Origin of the sequence: Ditibartonella apihabitans (assembly GCF_002007485.1) — a bacterium.
GTDB classification, from domain to species: domain Bacteria; phylum Pseudomonadota; class Alphaproteobacteria; order Rhizobiales; family Rhizobiaceae; genus Bartonella; species Bartonella apihabitans.
In genome coordinates this window covers 1-15,635 of sequence record NZ_CP015820.1, presented here as the reverse complement: position 1 = coordinate 15,635, position 15,635 = coordinate 1, and the positions used below count along the sequence as shown (strand labels likewise).

Here is a 15,635-nt window from a genome sequence, read left to right as displayed (position 1 = left end):
AGGAGGAATCAGCGCATGATAAAGACGGTCGCTATTGTCGGAGCAGGACAAATGGGGGGAGGAATTGCCCAAACCGTTGCGACTGCCGGTTTCGAGGTTCTTCTTTACGATATTTCGTCCGAACAGATTGAACATGCCATTTCGACGATAAAATCAAACCTTGCCCATCTCGTCAAAGCCGGAAAAATGAGCGAGCAAAGCCGCCTTGATACAATCAAAAGGCTTTCAACCCGACTGACTTTGGATGAATTGAAAAATGCCGATCTTATCATTGAAGCAGCAAGCGAGGACGAGAATATCAAAAGAGATATTTTCATTAGTCTATGCGAGAATCTTGCCCCTGCAACCATTCTGGCTACCAATACATCGACCATTTCGATTACCCGTCTCGCTGCAACCACAAACCGGCCGGAAAAATTCATTGGCACGCATTTTATGAATCCGGTGCCACAAATGAAGCTTGTTGAAGTGGTGCGCGGCATTGCAACCAGCGAAGAGACCTTTTCGACAATTTGCGATTTTGTCACTTCAATCGGAAAAACTTTTACTGTTACCGAAGATTTTCCGGCCTTTATCGTCAATCGTGTCTTGGTGCCGATGATTAACGAGGCGATCTACGCTCTTTATGAAGGCGTGGGGGATGTCAATGCAATTGATACAGCTTTGAAACTCGGGGCCAATCATCCGATGGGTCCATTGGAACTTGCCGATTTTATCGGGCTTGATGTCTGCCTTGCTATTATGCATGTTTTGCATCAAGGCTTATCAGACTCGAAATACCGTCCCTGCCCGTTATTGATAAAATATGTCGAAGCCGGCTGGTTGGGGCGCAAAAGTGGCCGCGGTTTTTACGACTATAGCGGTGAGACACCAGTCCCCACACGTTGAGGCTTCTTAAAAAGCAAGAAGGCATAAAGCGCTATCAAAAACCAAAGACGATAAAATTACGGCTTTGGACTTCAGAAATCTCACGACTCATAATGAAATAAACCATTGCACCTTGGAAAAGAGTTAAGGCAACTCTTTTCCGGTTTTCGGACAAAATTCTTCAATGACTGGTTCATGAAAAACAACAAGACTTGTCGAAAAAGCCTTTTCCAAATGGTCTTTCAATTTTGCTTAACGACCAAAGCAAACACGGTCAGTTTAAAACCGGCTGGCAACAAAACATAGGTCACCGAACTCAAGTGTTTTCAAGCCATAACGCTTGGTAAGATGCGTCAAACCGCGTGCCTTAAATTTTTAGCCACACCGCTTTTTATAAAGGTCGAAGACTCGCTAAAAAACGAATCAGCTACGCAATTTTTCAGGGATAATGCGATCGGGTGGACGATGGTGATCGATAAAAGCTCTGATATTGATGATGACTTTTTCCCCCATATTGATCCGGCTTTCCACCGTCGCCGATGCCATATGTGGCAAAAGCACCACCTTGCCTTGCTTTGCCAATTTTGCAAGAGACGGACTGAAATTCGGTTCTTTTTCGAAAACATCAAGACCTGCGCCGGCAAGTTTGCCATTTTCTATCTGTCGGGCGAGGGCATTTTCATCAATAATTTCACCACGAGCCGTGTTAACGACGTAGGCTGTTTCCTGCATCAAAGCGAGACGTTCGGCTGAAAGGAGATGATAGGTCTTCTCGGTAAGCGGGCAATTGATTGAAAGAATATCAATCGTCTTCAACATATCATCAAGATCGGCCCAATAGGTCGCTTCAAGCTGTTCTTCGATTTTTTCGCTGACGCGGGTGCGATTATGATAGTGGATCGAAAGCCCGAATGCTTTGGCGCGGCGCGCAACCGCTGTACCAATGCGCCCGAGACCGATAATGCCGAGTTTTCTTCCGTAGATGCGTCGTCCCAACATCCAGTCCGGCGACCAACCCGGCCAGATACCGCTTTCATTCAATACATTGGCACCCTCGACAAGGCGACGCGGCACCGCCAGTATCAGTGCCATTGCCATATCGGCGGTATCTTCTGTTTGAACATTCGGGGTATTGGTCACAAGGATACTACGACCGGTTGCCGCGTTAATGTCGATATTATCGGTACCATTGCCGAAATTGGCAATCATCCTGAGATTATCTCCCGCCTGATCGATAAGGTCCTTGTCGATAATATCGGAAATTGTCGGCACGAGAACATCTGCGCGTTTTACAGCATCAACCAGTTCCTGTCGTGACATTGGCCGATCTTGTTTGACAACCTCGGTATTGAAAAGCTCGCACATGCGTCTTTCAACCTGTTCCGGAAGCTTGCGTGTCAAAATGACCAACGGTAATTTTTTCCCCTGCATAGAAAACCTCGAAATATTTCCAATATTTTTCGCGATTATTGAGACCTCTTTAACCAGCACTATGGCATAGGATCAACAGGCTGTCATGAGTCTGGTCTGCTTATAGCAGAAAAGAATTGATTGAACACAAGAGAAGAGAGGCACATACGGTGGACAGTTTCAACAAATTCCGTTTTTCGAACCTCGGAAGAATGTTTTGCCTGGCAAGCATTTGTTCGGTTTTGACGGGTTTGTCTTTGTTATTTTTTCCCGCTTCCGGCTTTGCAGAAGAAGAAGCGGCTCAAGAAGCTTCCCAAAATGTGGGGCCTAGCGGTTTGCCATTGCCGCGTTTTGTTTCTATCAAACCGGCGCGTGTCAATGTACGCGTTGGTCCCGGACGTAATTATACGGTTGTGTTCTCTTATCAAAAACAGGGATTGCCTGTGGAAATTACACAGGAATATGACCAATGGCGTAAAATTCGCGACTCGGATGGTGATGAAGGTTGGGTCTATCAGTCCCTTTTATCGGGCCATCGCACAGCAATGATAACGCCTTGGCAAAAAGACAAATCCAAGCTTGCCCCCATGCGTCGGGAACCGAGTGAAAATGCACCGCTCGCTGCCGAACTCGAGCCCGGTGTTATCGCCACAATTCATAAATGTGACGGTAAATGGTGCGAACTTGATGTCAACCATACACGCGGCTATGTTGCCCAAGATCAACTTTGGGGTGCCTATCCCGGAGAGACCGTCAAGAACTGATGTTCCGCCACTGATAGCGGCTTTCAAATTGCGCCCGCCAGAATCATCTGGTTTTGATGTCCGTCGCGTCCTTAATCTATCAGGAAGTCGGTTTAACGCTCACAGTTTTCAAAAAAAACCATACCGGCTTTTCGGGATGCAGCTTTTAAAATATATGCACATCTTATCCAAAAACCGTTTCACACTTTTTGGGATGTGGCTTTTTAAGTGCACGCACATCTTGTCCAAAAACCGTTTCACACTTTTTGGGATGTAGCTTTTTAAGTGCACGCACATCTTATCCAAAAACCGCTTCACACTTTTTGGGATGTGGCTTTTTAAGTGCACGCACATCTTGTCCAAAAACCGCTTCACACTTTTTGGGATGTAGCTTTTTAAGTGCACGCACATCTTGTCCAAAAACCGTTTCACACTTTTTGGGATGTAGCTTTTTAAGTGCACGCACATCTTGTCCAAAAACCGTTTCACACTTTTTGGGATGTGCGTGTGAATCCCCCTGCCTTCAGCTAACTTTCACCACCAGATCATCCAGCCCGTCAATATGACCTATCAATTCGTCACCTTTTTGCACCGGCCCCACGCCTGCCGGCGTTCCCGTCATGATAATATCTCCCGCCTGCAACACAAATAATTGCGACAAATAGGCAATCATTTCAGGAATTTTCCAGATCATCTCGTTCAAATTGCCCGATTGGCGACCTTTTCCGTTTACCGAAAGGGTAATCGAACCTTCGTTCATGTCTTTGGTTTCAGATTTTTCAATCAAATGAGAACAGGGAGCCGAATGTTCAAAAGCTTTTGCCGTTTCCCATGAACGCCCCGCTTTTTTAAGTTCTGCCTGCAAATCACGCCTTGTCATATCAAGGCCGACAGCAAAACCGAACACACAATCCTGCGCCTCTTTCGTTGTCAGATTTTGTCCACCTTTTTGAAGAGCAACAACGAGCTCTATCTCATGTTCGACATCATGGCTTTTCGGCGGATAAGGGAAAACACCATCAAATACCAGATTATCGGGATTTTTCTGGAAAAAGAATGGTGCTTCCTTTGACGGGTCATGCCCCATTTCTATTGCATGATTTGCATAATTGCGACCAACGCAATAAATCCTGTGAACCGGAAAAACTTTACTGCTCCCTTTGATCGGGATACCGACAATTGCAGGTGGCGTAAATATGAAATCACTCATTTCTTTATCCTCTCGTTTAAAAGAAATTTTCGAGGCCGGAAAAGCCGGATGACGGGATTCAATGGAAAATTGAATTTTATAAAGTTTTTAACCGTTTTTCCGAATACAAATTTTTGCAACCTTCAAATTTATAGCCATTTTCACCGATGAGATGAAGCCGATATTTATTTAACTTCGGTCACGATCAGCCGGACTGCAAAGGCTGTGAAAATTCCGGCCATTAAAAAATCAAGTATTCTTATAAAATGGGGATTTTCTTTTAAGGCTTTGGCAAATTTGTCGGCAGCTAAAACCATCGAAACCGTGAAAGGAAGGGATATCGGAATGAAAGAAGCTCCGAGAAAAAATATTTTTTCAGGTGCATGCGGGTCGAGCGCGTCGACAAATTGCGGCAAAAAGGTCAAATTGAAGAGAAGAACTTTCGGATTTAACAAATTGATCGCAAGGCCGGTAAGGTAATTCCGTTTTACGCTGAGTTTCTTCTGCTTTTTTCCTTCGACCAAAAAATTCGACCGGTTCAAAAGCGCTTGTAGTGCAAGCCATAAGAGATAGACGGAACCGGCCACTTTGAGAATAAAAAACGCCATTGGCGAGGCTATTATCAACGCCGAGAGGCCGACAGAGACCGCAAAAACCTGAATAATAATGCCTGTTGTACAACCGGCAATGCAGGCAAGGCCAGCCGCTTTTCCCTGCGATATAGCACGGCCGACAAAAAGCGCCATATCCGGCCCCGGAATGAGTGTCAAAATGATTGCTGCACCGGCAAATTCCAAAAACACATGGGCGTCTGGCAAGAAAGACATGATCATGATCTCTCGTTAATCATCTTTGTCTTATTGTTTTATCAAACCATTTCAATCTGTTTTTATAAGTTTTATGTAAGAAAAAATTTTTGATTGCTTGCATGGTTGCTATCTCCTGATAAAACAGCTCATATCAATTCAATCGGGTCAATCAATTGGGGCCATTAATTATCGGACAGAAAAAATGGAAAAGTGGAAAGACGTTAAAAAAGTTGTACTGGCCTATTCAGGCGGCCTTGATACTTCAATCATATTAAAATGGTTGCAAACCGAGCTTGGTGCTGAAGTCATCACCTTTACAGCCGATCTGGGGCAAGGAGAGGAGCTTGAGCCGGCACGCCGCAAAGCCGAAATGCTTGGTGCCAAACAGATTTTCATGGAAGACCTGCGCGAAGAATTTGTTCGCGATTTCGTATTTCCGATGTTTCGCGCCAATGCAGTTTATGAAGGTGTCTACCTTCTTGGAACATCGATTGCCCGCCCGCTCATTTCAAAACATCTGATCGAGATTGCCAAAAAAACCGGTGCCGATGCGATTGCTCATGGTGCAACAGGTAAAGGCAATGATCAGGTTCGTTTCGAACTTTCAGCTTATGCTTTGAACCCCGACATCAAGATCATTGCGCCATGGCGTGACTGGAATTTCAAGAGCCGTACAGAACTTCTGGATTTTGCCCAAAAGCACCAGATTCCTGTGACGAAAGATAAACAGGGCGAAGCGCCGTTTTCGGTCGATGCGAATTTGCTACATTCGTCTTCAGAGGGCAAAGTGTTGGAAGACCCGTCACTTCCGGCTCCAGAATATGTGCATTTGCGCACCGTTTCACCTGAAAATGCACCCGATAAACCGACCATTATCACCATCGGCTTCAAAAAAGGCGACGCTGTTTCAATCAATGGCAAACAAATGTCGCCGGCAACATTGCTGACCGAACTTAATAAATATGGTCATGATAACGGAATTGGTCGTGTCGATCTGGTTGAAAACCGCTTTGTTGGCATGAAGTCACGCGGCGTCTACGAGACTCCCGGTGGTACAATTCTGCTCGCAGCCCACCGCGCTATTGAATCGATCACGCTTGATCGCGGTGCAGCACATTTAAAAGATGAGCTGATGCCGCGTTATGCCGAGTTGATTTACAACGGTTTCTGGTTCTCTCCGGAACGCAAAATGTTGCAGGCAGCAATAGATCTGTCGCAAGAAAATGTTGAAGGGGAAGTCAAGCTGAAACTCTATAAGGGCAATGTCATTATTCAGGGTCGCAAGAGTGACAAATCGCTCTATTCGAGTTCGCTTGTGACATTTGAAGATGACCACGGTGCCTATAACCAGAAAGATGCCGCCGGCTTCATCAAATTGAATGCTTTGCGTCTTCGCACTCTTGCTGCGCGCGACCGCAAATAAGCAGATTTTATCCATATTTTACAAAAGCTCCGGAATGAATCTTCCGGAGCTTTTTATTGCCTTTTTGTTGTCTCCAAATCCGGCCCACATCTGGCAAGTTACGTCGCTAAAACATTTCTACAAAACACCAAAAAAATGCCGATAACGGTAACGATCACCAAGCGCGTTTCGTCCCAAGTGCCAAGGTGAAGAACCCCGAATACCGGCTGAAGGATTGTTTTTTCCAATCCGCAGGACTAAATCTAAAAAAGAACTAAATTGGAAAGGCTTCTCGGATGACACAAAATCTTGGTAGCGTTGATCGCATTATCCGTATCATTATCGGTATTGTTCTACTTTCTCTTATTTTCTTTCTTGATAGTGGTGCGCGCTGGTTCGGTTTGATCGGCCTTATACCACTTCTCACCGCAATTATCGGTTTTTGCCCGCTTTACAAAATATTCGGCTTGTCAAGCTGCCCGTTGAAACACTGATAAAAAGATTCGCCGCTTTGGTACATTGACCCAAAAACATCATTCCGTTAGCGGGTTCCCATGTACAGTAGTTCCGGAATTCAGTAGATGCTCGGATAAGTCACCAACATCATTCCGCCTGTGAAACTCAATGTGAAAATAATTGTTGCGACGATGACACCGGTTGCACCATTCATAAAAGCCGGTGTTCCAATCGGGTTCCGGTTGATCGGCTTTTCTTCTTTGTCTTCCGGATCATCATCAAGCGTGACAATGAATAAGCCAAGATTAAGAAGTGGTATGATCAGAAGCCAGGCAGCGCCTTTTTTACCGAATCCGTCCCGCGCACGGGAAACAGAAAGGTACATGGCGACATAACCGAACAGAAATGGCGGGACAGCTGCGAGCAATACCAGAAATGCCAGTGGCAATGTGCCAATTAATCTGAACACTAGCAAATTGATTGCATAAGTTAATAAAACATAGCCCAAAAAAGCTACGGCAAGCATGAACATATAGGGAATGCGATAAAGCGTCTTCAAACTGATATTGGTAAAATAGGCAAGCACAGCACCAATCAGGAACGAAAGTAGAAGTCCATCCAGTGAAAGAACAAAACCTTTAATAGAAAAAATGTAACTTAACATTTCTATTACTTCTTCCCTAAATTGCTGTTCGAGTAATTACAAAACTTCTGTGAATAATTCCGCCTTTTCAAAAAGCTTTTTTAAGATACCAGACTTCTCTCTTTTAGAGAATAGTATCCTTAACCCAATCGAGCTATATTATATCTTGATCGGGACGGGGGTGTGAACAACAATGCAATTACAAGATTAATGACGAGTGAAAAACACGTCGCCTTTAGCTGTTATCATTCTTTAAATATTGTTTTATCGGAACACTAGTGACGATCGACCGAAACACCATTTTTATCGATTGTCATTTCGATGCCGGATGGTTTTTGCTGCTGTTTCTGTTGGTAAAATTTATAACCCAAGCCCGCAACAACAACGATAAGAACGCCGATAATAAGAAAAAGAAAATTCCGGTTCATCAAATTGCTCCCTGTTCAAAGTAATAGGGAGCAATATGGAGCATTATTTTCTATTTCAAGTGCAGCATCATCCGGTTTTCAAGTCACAATAAGCAGAATAATACTTTCGATATGGCTCATTTTAATGGGCTTCATCCCAATTTTTAGCTGCGCGTGCATCGACTTTAAGTGGCACAGATAAGGATAGAGCCGGCATTGTCGCATTCTCCATCACATTTTTTACAAGTGCGGTGGTTTTTTCAACTTCGTTTTCAGGCAATTCAAAAATCAGTTCATCATGAACCTGCAACAACATTTTGGCCGATAAGCCGGCTTCCTTCAGCGCGTCATCCATTTTTATCATGGCACGACGGATAATATCGGCGGCGGCCCCCTGAATTGGTGCGTTGATTGCAGCCCTCTCGTTAAAAGCCCGCACTTGTGCACTTTTGGAATTGATATCCGGATAATGTGCACGCCGTCCGAAAATTGTCTCGACAAAACCATGCTCATGCGCAAAAGCCTTGGTCTTTTCCATATAGTCTTTAATGCCGGGAAAACGTTCGAAATAGGTGCGGATATATTGGGCTGCTTCCTCGCGCGGAATCGACAATTGATTGGCAAGTCCGAAAGCGGAAATGCCATAAATAATGCCGAAATTGATCGCTTTGGCACGGCGACGAACTTCCGGTGGCATACCCTCGATCGGCACACCGAACATTTCCGATGCTGTCATTGCATGAATATCAAGGCCGTCTGCAAATGCTTTTTTCAAAGCTTTGATATCGGCGACATGGGCAAGAACACGCAGTTCAATCTGGCTGTAATCGGCAGACAGTAGCAAATTTCCGGGACCGGCTATAAAAGCGGCACGGATTTTTCTTCCCTCCGGTGTGCGAACCGGAATATTTTGCAAATTCGGGTCTGACGAGGCAAGCCGTCCGGTTGACGTTGCCGCCATTGAATAGTTCGTATGAACGCGCCCTGTTTCAGGTAAAATATAATTCGGGAGTGCATCGGTATAGGTCGATTTCAATTTTGTGAGCTGGCGCCAATCAACAATCTTGCGGGGTAATTCATGCCCCTCTGCTGCCAGATCTTCAAGAACCTGAGCCGATGTCGACCATTGGCCAGTTTTGGTTTTCGAGCCTCCCGGCAAACCCATTTTACCGAACAATATTTCACCCAATTGCTTGGGCGAGCCGATATTGAATTTTTCTCCGGCAAGTTGATAAATTTCATCTTCCAATGCTGCTGCCGACTGGGCAAGCTCACCGGATAATCGCGACAGTAACTGCCGGTCAACCAGAACACCGCGTTCTTCCATACGGGCAAGAACGGTCACCAATGGCCGCTCCAGACGCTCATAAACACGGGTAACACCGCGGGCGACAATTTGGGGTTTTAAAACCCGCCAAAGTCGCAACGTAACATCGGCATCTTCGGCCGCATATTGGGTTGCCCGTTTCAAATCGACAGCAGCAAAACCAGTTGCCGTTTTTCCACTTCCGGCAACCTCTTTGAATGTTATCGGCTTATGCCCCAACCAGCGCTCGGACAATGCGTCCATTCCATGGGTCAATGTTCCGGCATCCAGAACATAGGAAAGCAACATCGTATCGTCGAAAGACCGGATTGTGACATGATACTGTCGCATCACCAGCCAATCATATTTCATATTTTGCGCAATTTTTAAAATCGCCGGATTTTCCAATACCGGCTTCAATAAAGCGACCGCTTTTTGTGTATCAATTTGTCCCTTTAAGCGTCCACCGCCCAGCAAATCATTGCTACCATCGACATGGTTAAGTGGCACATAAGCCGCTTCACCGGGTTTAAGACCTATAGAAAAGCCGACAAGTTCCGCTTGCATAGGGTCAAGCGAGGTCGTTTCGGTATCAAATGCAAAGAACCCCTGATCGAGCGCCCGATCAAGCCATTGTTTCAATTCGGCTTCGTCAGTTATAGTGTGATAAGCGGTCGTATCTATTTTTTCTGTGAGAGCTTCTTTTTTACGTTTTTCTGCAAGAAGCTGCGGGGTGTTTTCTTGTGAATCATCAGAATCACTTTTTTGTTCTTGTTGACCATTGCCACGCACGTCCGGCTCTCCGCCGACATCCGAACCCGCTTCGAGATCAGGCCCATGGGCACTCTTGCCCCATTCCACATCAAGCTCCACCGGCTCGATCAAAGCCGCATCACAATTGGTCGCTTCTGCAACACGACGCGTCAAGGAATTGAATTCCATTGCTTTCAAAAAGCCGATAAGCCGCGGCCCGTCGGTTGGTTCCAACAGGAGGCCATCAAGACCGGTTTCAAGCGGAACATCGGTTTTTAATGTTACAAGCTGACGTGCCAATCTTGCCTGATCGGCAAATTCGATAATATTTTCACGACGTTTTTGTTGTTTAATGTCGCCGGCATGAGCCAAAAGCGTATCAAGATCGCCGAATTCGTCAAGAAGCTGGGCTGCCGTTTTCGGGCCAATACCCGGCACACCTGGAACATTATCGGTGGAATCACCGGTAAGCGATTGCAAATCAATCATCTTTTCCGGCGGAACGCCCCATTTTTCGATCACTTCCGCAACGCCGATCGGACGGTCTTTCATACCGTCATACATCCCGACCTGTTGATTGACGAGTTGCATGAGGTCTTTGTCGGAAGAAATGATTGTGGTTTTCGCACCACTTCGGGTGGCCTCAGACGCATAAGTTGCAATAATGTCGTCTGCCTCATAACCTTCTTTTTCAATGCATGGCAGGTTGAAAGCGCGGGTTGCCTGTCTGATAAGGCTGAATTGGGGAATAAGATCGTCGGGCGGAGTAGGGCGGTTCGCTTTATATTCGGGATATATCTTTTTCCGGAATGTTTCCGACGAATAATCAAAAATGACAGCAAAATGCGTTGGCACGACGCCAACTGCAGTATCACGCGCATCGCACAGCAATTTCCACAGCATATTGCAAAAACCGGCCAGCGCGCCAACCGGCAAACCGTCTTTTTTCCGTGTTAATGGCGGCAAGGCATGATAGGCGCGAAAGATATAGCTTGAACCGTCAACGAGAAAAAGGTGATCATTTTTTTGCATCGTCAATCCTGACATTGAATTTTAAAAACATTATATAAGTTTAAAAGCACATTGAACACGAAAAGCCCATGAGCAAACGATAGAAAATGTGGTGCAGGCAAAATTTATCGTTAGCCTTTTTAAACATTTTTCACGCATTTGTTACAAAATGTTAATATAGTTGCCCTTGAAAAGCCATTTTTAAATTCTTTTATATGACCTATCGACACTGCGTCGATATGTCCGGTTGTCCGGCTTTGTCCCCCGCCGTTTACCGGATACAACAGTCTACTTTCCCTCTCCGGACTGTTGAGTGAGTGCAGTAAAAAAGACCGTTGTGGTTCCCCCTCTCCGCAACGGTCTATTTTTTTAAACTGATTTTCCGAAAATAGCCCCTGAAGATATTGATCAGATCGATTTGAAGCGCGGTTTTACGAAGGGATGCGAAAAAATTATTATTGAAGTTTGAATAATCATACAGATTTGAATGCGGGCGTTAAAATCAAAGTCCGCTTTTTCCTTAAATTTTCAAGTGCTATATCCCGCTATCATAAACTCCGGATAGTCCGGATGCCGATATAATCTTCATTGGAGATTTTATGAAAATCAACTTGGCTGGCATCAGGATATTTCCGGTCTCTCCGATTGCCGGTTTTCCCGACACTTCAATTTTTTATGTGGCTCCACATGGCTTTTTCGCCGATTTTTGCAAGCAATGCGTCATGGGCCGCCTTATCCTCTTCGCTCAAACGGCTTGGCAATGGCTCAGGGCGCGTTTTCAGAACAATTTTATTCTGATCATCATTTTCGTTGGATTTGCTATCTGAATTCGCTCCATCAAATCCCAAAGCTCCCTGTTTGCCGCCAATCAGTTCGATATAAACATCGGCAAGAATTTCAGAGTCGAGCAAAGCACCGTGTAGCGTCCGGCGTGAATTATCGATACCGAAACGTTTGCACAAAGCATCGAGAGAATTAGGCCCCATCGGAAATTTCCGTCGCGCCATTGCCAATGTATCAATAATACGATCAACACTGATGAGGGGCTTATGGATACGCTCCAATTCTGCATTCAAAAATCCAAGGTCGAAGTTTGCATTATGGGCAATCAATGTCGCGCCTTCGATAAAGGAAAGAAAATCATCGGCTATTTCTTCAAATTTCGGCTCGTCCTTGAGGCGCTCATTGGTAAGACCGTGGACTGCTACAACTTCGTCGGGAATAATCACCCCTTGCGGATTGAGATAGACGTGAAAAGTTTTATCAGTGAGATAGCGATCAACCATCTCCACACAGCCGATTTCGACAATACGGTCTGTTTCTTTGTGAAGGCCTGTTGTTTCAGTATCAAAAATAATTTCTCTCATAAAACCTGCTCTCATCAGCCCTTTAAATTGCTCCGGCATTTTTGCACGAATTGTACCTTCATAATGGATTATTTCCCATCTTTCTTGCGTTTTGAAGATGCAATAAACAACAAATCCTGTTTCCGGTACTGTTGGCGCCTATATTCGCGTGAATACGACCGGAAGGTTAGCTATCAAAAATAGTCGACGCAAAATCATTTTGACGATTTTTACATTTATATATCTTTGAAAGAAACTATGGATAATCCGGATATAACGTTGCTAAAATTCGCGATTGAGCCGTCATTTCAATTTTACAAAAACAGCGCCGAAAATATCCACATTCTCATGGGCGGGCGGTTTATTTCAATGTCAAACGGGAAATCAGATGTTTTACCTGTTCTCTGGCATCATCAAGACTCTTGCCCGTATCAATAACAAAATCGGCACGCCTTCGCTTTTCTTCGTCCGATATCTGACGCGACAAAATACGGTTTAATTTTTCATCATCCCAGCCGCTGCGGGCTAGTACACGTTGCCGCTGAATTTCGGTTGGTGCCGAAACAACCGCTATTTTGTCAACCCGTCCTTCAGGCCCTGTTTCAAATAACAAAGGAATATCGAGAACAACAAGCGGGTCACCCCGATCGCGGTGAATTTTTACAAAGTCTTTTTCCTTTTTTCGCACCAGCGGGTGAATGAACTTTTCCAAAAGGGCAAGTTTTGACGGATTCTTCACAATTGTTTTTGATAATTTTGACCGGTCTATCCGGCCATCTGTCAAACAATCAGGGAAAATACGGCTTAAATCTTCAATAACCGGCTTACTTTCATAAAGTTCATGAACAGCCCTGTCAGCATTATAAACGGGAACACCGGCTTCTTCAAAAAAGCCGGCTGTCGTCGTTTTTCCCATGCCGATAGAACCTGTAAGCCCGAGGATAATCATTTATTGGCCCATTTTACCCAGTATTTCTTGTCGTAATTCATTATCAACAACAGGTCTTATTCCAAACCACCGTTCAAACCCCGGTACAGCCTGATGAAGCAACATTCCGATTCCGTCAACATAATTGAGGTTTCTAGCTTTGGCCTGTAAGAGAATTGGCGTCATCAAAGGAGTATAAACAATATCTGTCACGAGAACCGACGGCTTTGCCTGATCAAGGTGAATAAACGGTTCGCTGTCTTTTTTAATAAGATTATTTGTCATCCCCAGAGAGGTCGTATTAACGATTAGATCTGCCAGAGGAACGAGATCATCAATTTCGCTCCAATTTCGTGCTTTTACCTGATGGCCAAAATAACCGGCAAGCTTGTCAGCACGTGCTCTCGTCCGGTTTACAAGATAAATGTTCTCAAACCCGCGTTGTTCAAGCGTATAGATCACTGCGCGCGCCGCACCTCCGGCCCCGATGACAAGCGCCGCATTTCCACCCCAGCCAGGAGCAAAATCGTCAAGATTGGCTTCAAAACCATAACCATCGGTATTGCTTGCACAAAGTATGTTATTCTCGAACCATAATGTATTGGCGGCTCCTATCCTTGTTGCAGCCTGATCTTTTTTTTCGGAAAGGCGAAAGGCTTCTTCTTTATGAGGCAGCGTAACATTGCCACCGCAAAAACCTTTTTTTTTCAACGAATTGATAAATGTTTCAAAATTTTCCGGCTTAACCTCGACTGCATCATAAGTTCCGGCCAAGTTATATTTTTTGAGCCAAAAGCGATGAATTTGCGGTGAAAGGGAGTGTCCGACCGGATAGCCGGTTACAAAAGCATGGGGTATTTCTGGTATTATATTTGTCATCTTATCGAATGATGATTCCTGTCTCGCGTAATTTCTGCAACAATAATAAGAGGGGTAAACCGATAATGGTAAAATAATCACCCTCTATTTTATCAAATAGCTGGATACCCAAGCCTTCAACCTGATAGGCACCGACACTTGATTGAACGTCATCTCCTGTTTTATCGATATAATAATCAATAAATTCGGGCGATAATGAACGGACAATCATTTTCGCCGTTGAAAGCCCGACCCAATCGGCTTTACCGGCTTTTGCCAAAGCGATGCCGCTATGAAGATAATGTGTTTTACCTGATAAGGCGGCAAGACGCTGACGCACTTCCTCAAGATTTGCCACTTTATGAAGTGCATTTCCTTCAAGCTCCAGTGTTTGATCGCATCCTATAACAAGTGCATTTGGAAACCGGCGGGAAACATCTTCTGCCTTTTTTATTGCCAATTCTTTGGCAAGCTCCTCCGGTGTGATTTTACCTAGAGTTTGTTCGAGCTGACGCTCATCTATTTTTGCTCCTTCAACATCGAATTCGAGACCGGCATTTTCCAAAATCGATTTTCTGAACGGGCTTAAAGATGCGAGAATAAGCAGTTTATGAGACATGGTTTTTCTTTTTATTAAAATTCAGATTTGATGATCGCGCAAATAAAGCTCGAGAATCGCGGTTGCTGTTTCTTCGATAGAACGGCGTGTAACATCGATAACCGGCCAATTGTTACGCATACAAATCTGTTTGGCATTATTGAGTTCCTGCGCGATATTTGCCCGGTCAATATAGCTTTCTGTTGAAAGCCCGCCACCAATGTTACGACTTTGCCGCACCTGACTTATCCGGTCGGCAGAAGCGATAAGACCGACGATCATAGGTTTTTTCGACAAAAAGAGCTGATTGGGTGGTTCAACACCCGGAACCAGTGGAACATTGGCTGTTTTGATGCCACGATTGGCAAGATAAATACTTGTCGGCGTTTTTGACGTTCTCGAAATTCCTACAAGAATCACATCGGCATTTTGTAAGCCATCCGGCAATTGGCCGTCATCATGATCCATTGTGTAATCGAGCGCCTCGATTCGTTTGAAATAATTTGCATTAAGCTCGTGCTGGGCACTGGCGCGCCTGTTTGCCGGCAAACGCAAATAGGAATGGAACGCTTTGAAAACCGGATCAAGAACAGAAACCGAAGGCACACCCATTTTTTCACATGCCGAATGCAGTAAATGTGCGATTTTTTCGTCCACAATTGTATAAAGCACAATTCCCGGCTCACGATTGATCTGGCCGATTACTTCCTGCAACTGGGCTTCATTGCGAATAAGCGGATAAACATGTTCAATAGCGTTTGCTTCTACATATTGGGAGGCCACTGCGCGACCTGCCGAGAGGAGAGTCTCTCCGGTCGCATCAGAAATCATATATAAATGAAAGTCCAATTTTTCTTTTGTCACAGGATTCACAGGCCCTTGTTGATAGATGTGCAAATGAACAATCAT

Annotated in this window: 16 protein-coding genes; 4 read left to right on the top strand and 12 right to left on the bottom strand. The window is 44.8% G+C overall.

All coding sequences use genetic code 11. From position 1 onward, the window contains the following. The first annotated feature begins 15 nt into the window (after nt 1–15). Nucleotides 16–888, top strand: a complete 873-nt coding sequence (locus BBC0178_RS00070) for a 3-hydroxybutyryl-CoA dehydrogenase (protein ID WP_078038761.1) — start codon at nt 16–18, stop codon at nt 886–888. A gap of 402 nt (nt 889–1,290) precedes the next feature. Here the strand turns inward: BBC0178_RS00070 and BBC0178_RS00065 are convergent, their stop codons facing one another. Further along, nucleotides 1,291–2,298: a 2-hydroxyacid dehydrogenase gene (locus BBC0178_RS00065; protein WP_078038760.1), complete on the bottom strand. Its 1,008-nt coding sequence runs from the start codon at nt 2,296–2,298 to the stop codon at nt 1,291–1,293. A gap of 191 nt (nt 2,299–2,489) precedes the next feature. On the opposite strand from BBC0178_RS00065, the gene BBC0178_RS00060 reads away from it, so the two are divergent. After that, nucleotides 2,490–3,041 (top strand): SH3 domain-containing protein, encoded by a 552-nt coding sequence (locus BBC0178_RS00060; RefSeq protein WP_077969639.1) that lies wholly within the window; start codon nt 2,490–2,492, stop codon nt 3,039–3,041. 277 nt (nt 3,042–3,318) lie between these two features. Here BBC0178_RS00060 and BBC0178_RS11770 read toward each other — a convergent pair whose 3' ends face one another. The 3 genes from BBC0178_RS11770 to BBC0178_RS00050 all read right to left on the bottom strand — a co-directional run bounded on the left by BBC0178_RS11770 (nt 3,319) and on the right by BBC0178_RS00050 (nt 5,036). Continuing rightward, the gene (locus BBC0178_RS11770; protein ID WP_188317741.1) at nt 3,319–3,486 is read right to left on the bottom strand and encodes a hypothetical protein; all 168 of its coding nucleotides are present in this window, start codon (nt 3,484–3,486) and stop codon (nt 3,319–3,321) included. Nucleotides 3,487–3,543: 57 nt separating this feature from the next. Beyond that, nucleotides 3,544–4,230 carry a fumarylacetoacetate hydrolase family protein gene (locus BBC0178_RS00055; RefSeq protein ID WP_078038759.1) on the bottom strand — a complete coding sequence of 229 codons (687 nt, stop codon included), beginning with the start codon at nt 4,228–4,230 and terminating at the stop codon, nt 3,544–3,546. Between the two features lie 164 nt (nt 4,231–4,394). Then, on the bottom strand, nt 4,395–5,036 hold the full coding sequence (locus tag BBC0178_RS00050; RefSeq protein WP_077973385.1) for a LysE family translocator: 642 nt from the start codon (nt 5,034–5,036) through the stop codon (nt 4,395–4,397). Between the two features lie 184 nt (nt 5,037–5,220). On the opposite strand from BBC0178_RS00050, the gene BBC0178_RS00045 reads away from it, so the two are divergent. Both BBC0178_RS00045 and BBC0178_RS00040 read left to right on the top strand, forming a co-directional pair. Then, complete coding sequence (locus BBC0178_RS00045; RefSeq protein WP_078040276.1) at nt 5,221–6,441, top strand: argininosuccinate synthase; 1,221 nt, start codon at nt 5,221–5,223, stop codon at nt 6,439–6,441. A 275-nt stretch (nt 6,442–6,716) separates the two neighbouring features. Next, nucleotides 6,717–6,914 carry a YgaP family membrane protein gene (locus tag BBC0178_RS00040; RefSeq protein WP_077969633.1) on the top strand — a complete coding sequence of 66 codons (198 nt, stop codon included), beginning with the start codon at nt 6,717–6,719 and terminating at the stop codon, nt 6,912–6,914. Nucleotides 6,915–6,994: 80 nt separating this feature from the next. Here BBC0178_RS00040 and BBC0178_RS00035 read toward each other — a convergent pair whose 3' ends face one another. The 8 genes from BBC0178_RS00035 to BBC0178_RS00005 all read right to left on the bottom strand — a co-directional run bounded on the left by BBC0178_RS00035 (nt 6,995) and on the right by BBC0178_RS00005 (nt 15,590). After that, a complete protein-coding gene (locus BBC0178_RS00035; protein ID WP_078038758.1) occupies nt 6,995–7,540 on the bottom strand; it encodes a hypothetical protein in 546 nt (181 codons plus the stop codon). Between the two features lie 254 nt (nt 7,541–7,794). Then, nucleotides 7,795–7,947 carry a hypothetical protein gene (locus BBC0178_RS11765; protein WP_188317740.1) on the bottom strand — a complete coding sequence of 51 codons (153 nt, stop codon included), beginning with the start codon at nt 7,945–7,947 and terminating at the stop codon, nt 7,795–7,797. 121 nt (nt 7,948–8,068) lie between these two features. Next, nucleotides 8,069–11,017: a DNA polymerase I gene (polA, locus tag BBC0178_RS00030; protein ID WP_078038757.1), complete on the bottom strand. Its 2,949-nt coding sequence runs from the start codon at nt 11,015–11,017 to the stop codon at nt 8,069–8,071. Nucleotides 11,018–11,661: 644 nt separating this feature from the next. Beyond that, nucleotides 11,662–12,363 (bottom strand): DNA polymerase III subunit epsilon, encoded by a 702-nt coding sequence (gene dnaQ / locus BBC0178_RS00025; protein WP_077973384.1) that lies wholly within the window; start codon nt 12,361–12,363, stop codon nt 11,662–11,664. Between the two features lie 340 nt (nt 12,364–12,703). Then, nucleotides 12,704–13,291: a dephospho-CoA kinase gene (gene coaE, locus BBC0178_RS00020; RefSeq protein ID WP_078038756.1), complete on the bottom strand. Its 588-nt coding sequence runs from the start codon at nt 13,289–13,291 to the stop codon at nt 12,704–12,706. Then, nucleotides 13,292–14,149, bottom strand: coding sequence for a shikimate dehydrogenase (locus BBC0178_RS00015; RefSeq protein ID WP_078038755.1), 858 nt, complete (start codon nt 14,147–14,149; stop codon nt 13,292–13,294). It lies immediately after the preceding gene. A 1-nt stretch (nt 14,150) separates the two neighbouring features. Next, nucleotides 14,151–14,747: a Maf family nucleotide pyrophosphatase gene (locus BBC0178_RS00010; RefSeq protein WP_078038754.1), complete on the bottom strand. Its 597-nt coding sequence runs from the start codon at nt 14,745–14,747 to the stop codon at nt 14,151–14,153. Nucleotides 14,748–14,768: 21 nt separating this feature from the next. Further along, complete coding sequence (locus BBC0178_RS00005) at nt 14,769–15,590, bottom strand: pyruvate, water dikinase regulatory protein (protein ID WP_077973686.1); 822 nt, start codon at nt 15,588–15,590, stop codon at nt 14,769–14,771. Nucleotides 15,591–15,635: the final 45 nt, after the last annotated feature.

Coding starts and splice junctions, on each gene's coding strand:
- BBC0178_RS00010 (WP_078038754.1), bottom strand. CDS start 14,747: ATGTCTCATAAACTGCTTATTCTCGCATCTTTAAGCCCGTTCAGAAAA.
- BBC0178_RS00050 (WP_077973385.1), bottom strand. CDS start 5,036: ATGTCTTTCTTGCCAGACGCCCATGTGTTTTTGGAATTTGCCGGTGCA.
- polA (WP_078038757.1), bottom strand. CDS start 11,017: ATGCAAAAAAATGATCACCTTTTTCTCGTTGACGGTTCAAGCTATATC.
- BBC0178_RS00070 (WP_078038761.1), top strand. CDS start 16: ATGATAAAGACGGTCGCTATTGTCGGAGCAGGACAAATGGGGGGAGGA.
- BBC0178_RS00065 (WP_078038760.1), bottom strand. CDS start 2,298: ATGCAGGGGAAAAAATTACCGTTGGTCATTTTGACACGCAAGCTTCCG.
- BBC0178_RS00045 (WP_078040276.1), top strand. CDS start 5,221: ATGGAAAAGTGGAAAGACGTTAAAAAAGTTGTACTGGCCTATTCAGGC.
- BBC0178_RS00060 (WP_077969639.1), top strand. CDS start 2,490: ATGTTTTGCCTGGCAAGCATTTGTTCGGTTTTGACGGGTTTGTCTTTG.
- coaE (WP_078038756.1), bottom strand. CDS start 13,291: ATGATTATCCTCGGGCTTACAGGTTCTATCGGCATGGGAAAAACGACG.
- BBC0178_RS00015 (WP_078038755.1), bottom strand. CDS start 14,149: ATGACAAATATAATACCAGAAATACCCCATGCTTTTGTAACCGGCTAT.
- BBC0178_RS00040 (WP_077969633.1), top strand. CDS start 6,717: ATGACACAAAATCTTGGTAGCGTTGATCGCATTATCCGTATCATTATC.
- BBC0178_RS00055 (WP_078038759.1), bottom strand. CDS start 4,230: ATGAGTGATTTCATATTTACGCCACCTGCAATTGTCGGTATCCCGATC.
- dnaQ (WP_077973384.1), bottom strand. CDS start 12,363: ATGAGAGAAATTATTTTTGATACTGAAACAACAGGCCTTCACAAAGAA.
- BBC0178_RS11765 (WP_188317740.1), bottom strand. CDS start 7,947: ATGAACCGGAATTTTCTTTTTCTTATTATCGGCGTTCTTATCGTTGTT.
- BBC0178_RS00035 (WP_078038758.1), bottom strand. CDS start 7,540: ATGTTAAGTTACATTTTTTCTATTAAAGGTTTTGTTCTTTCACTGGAT.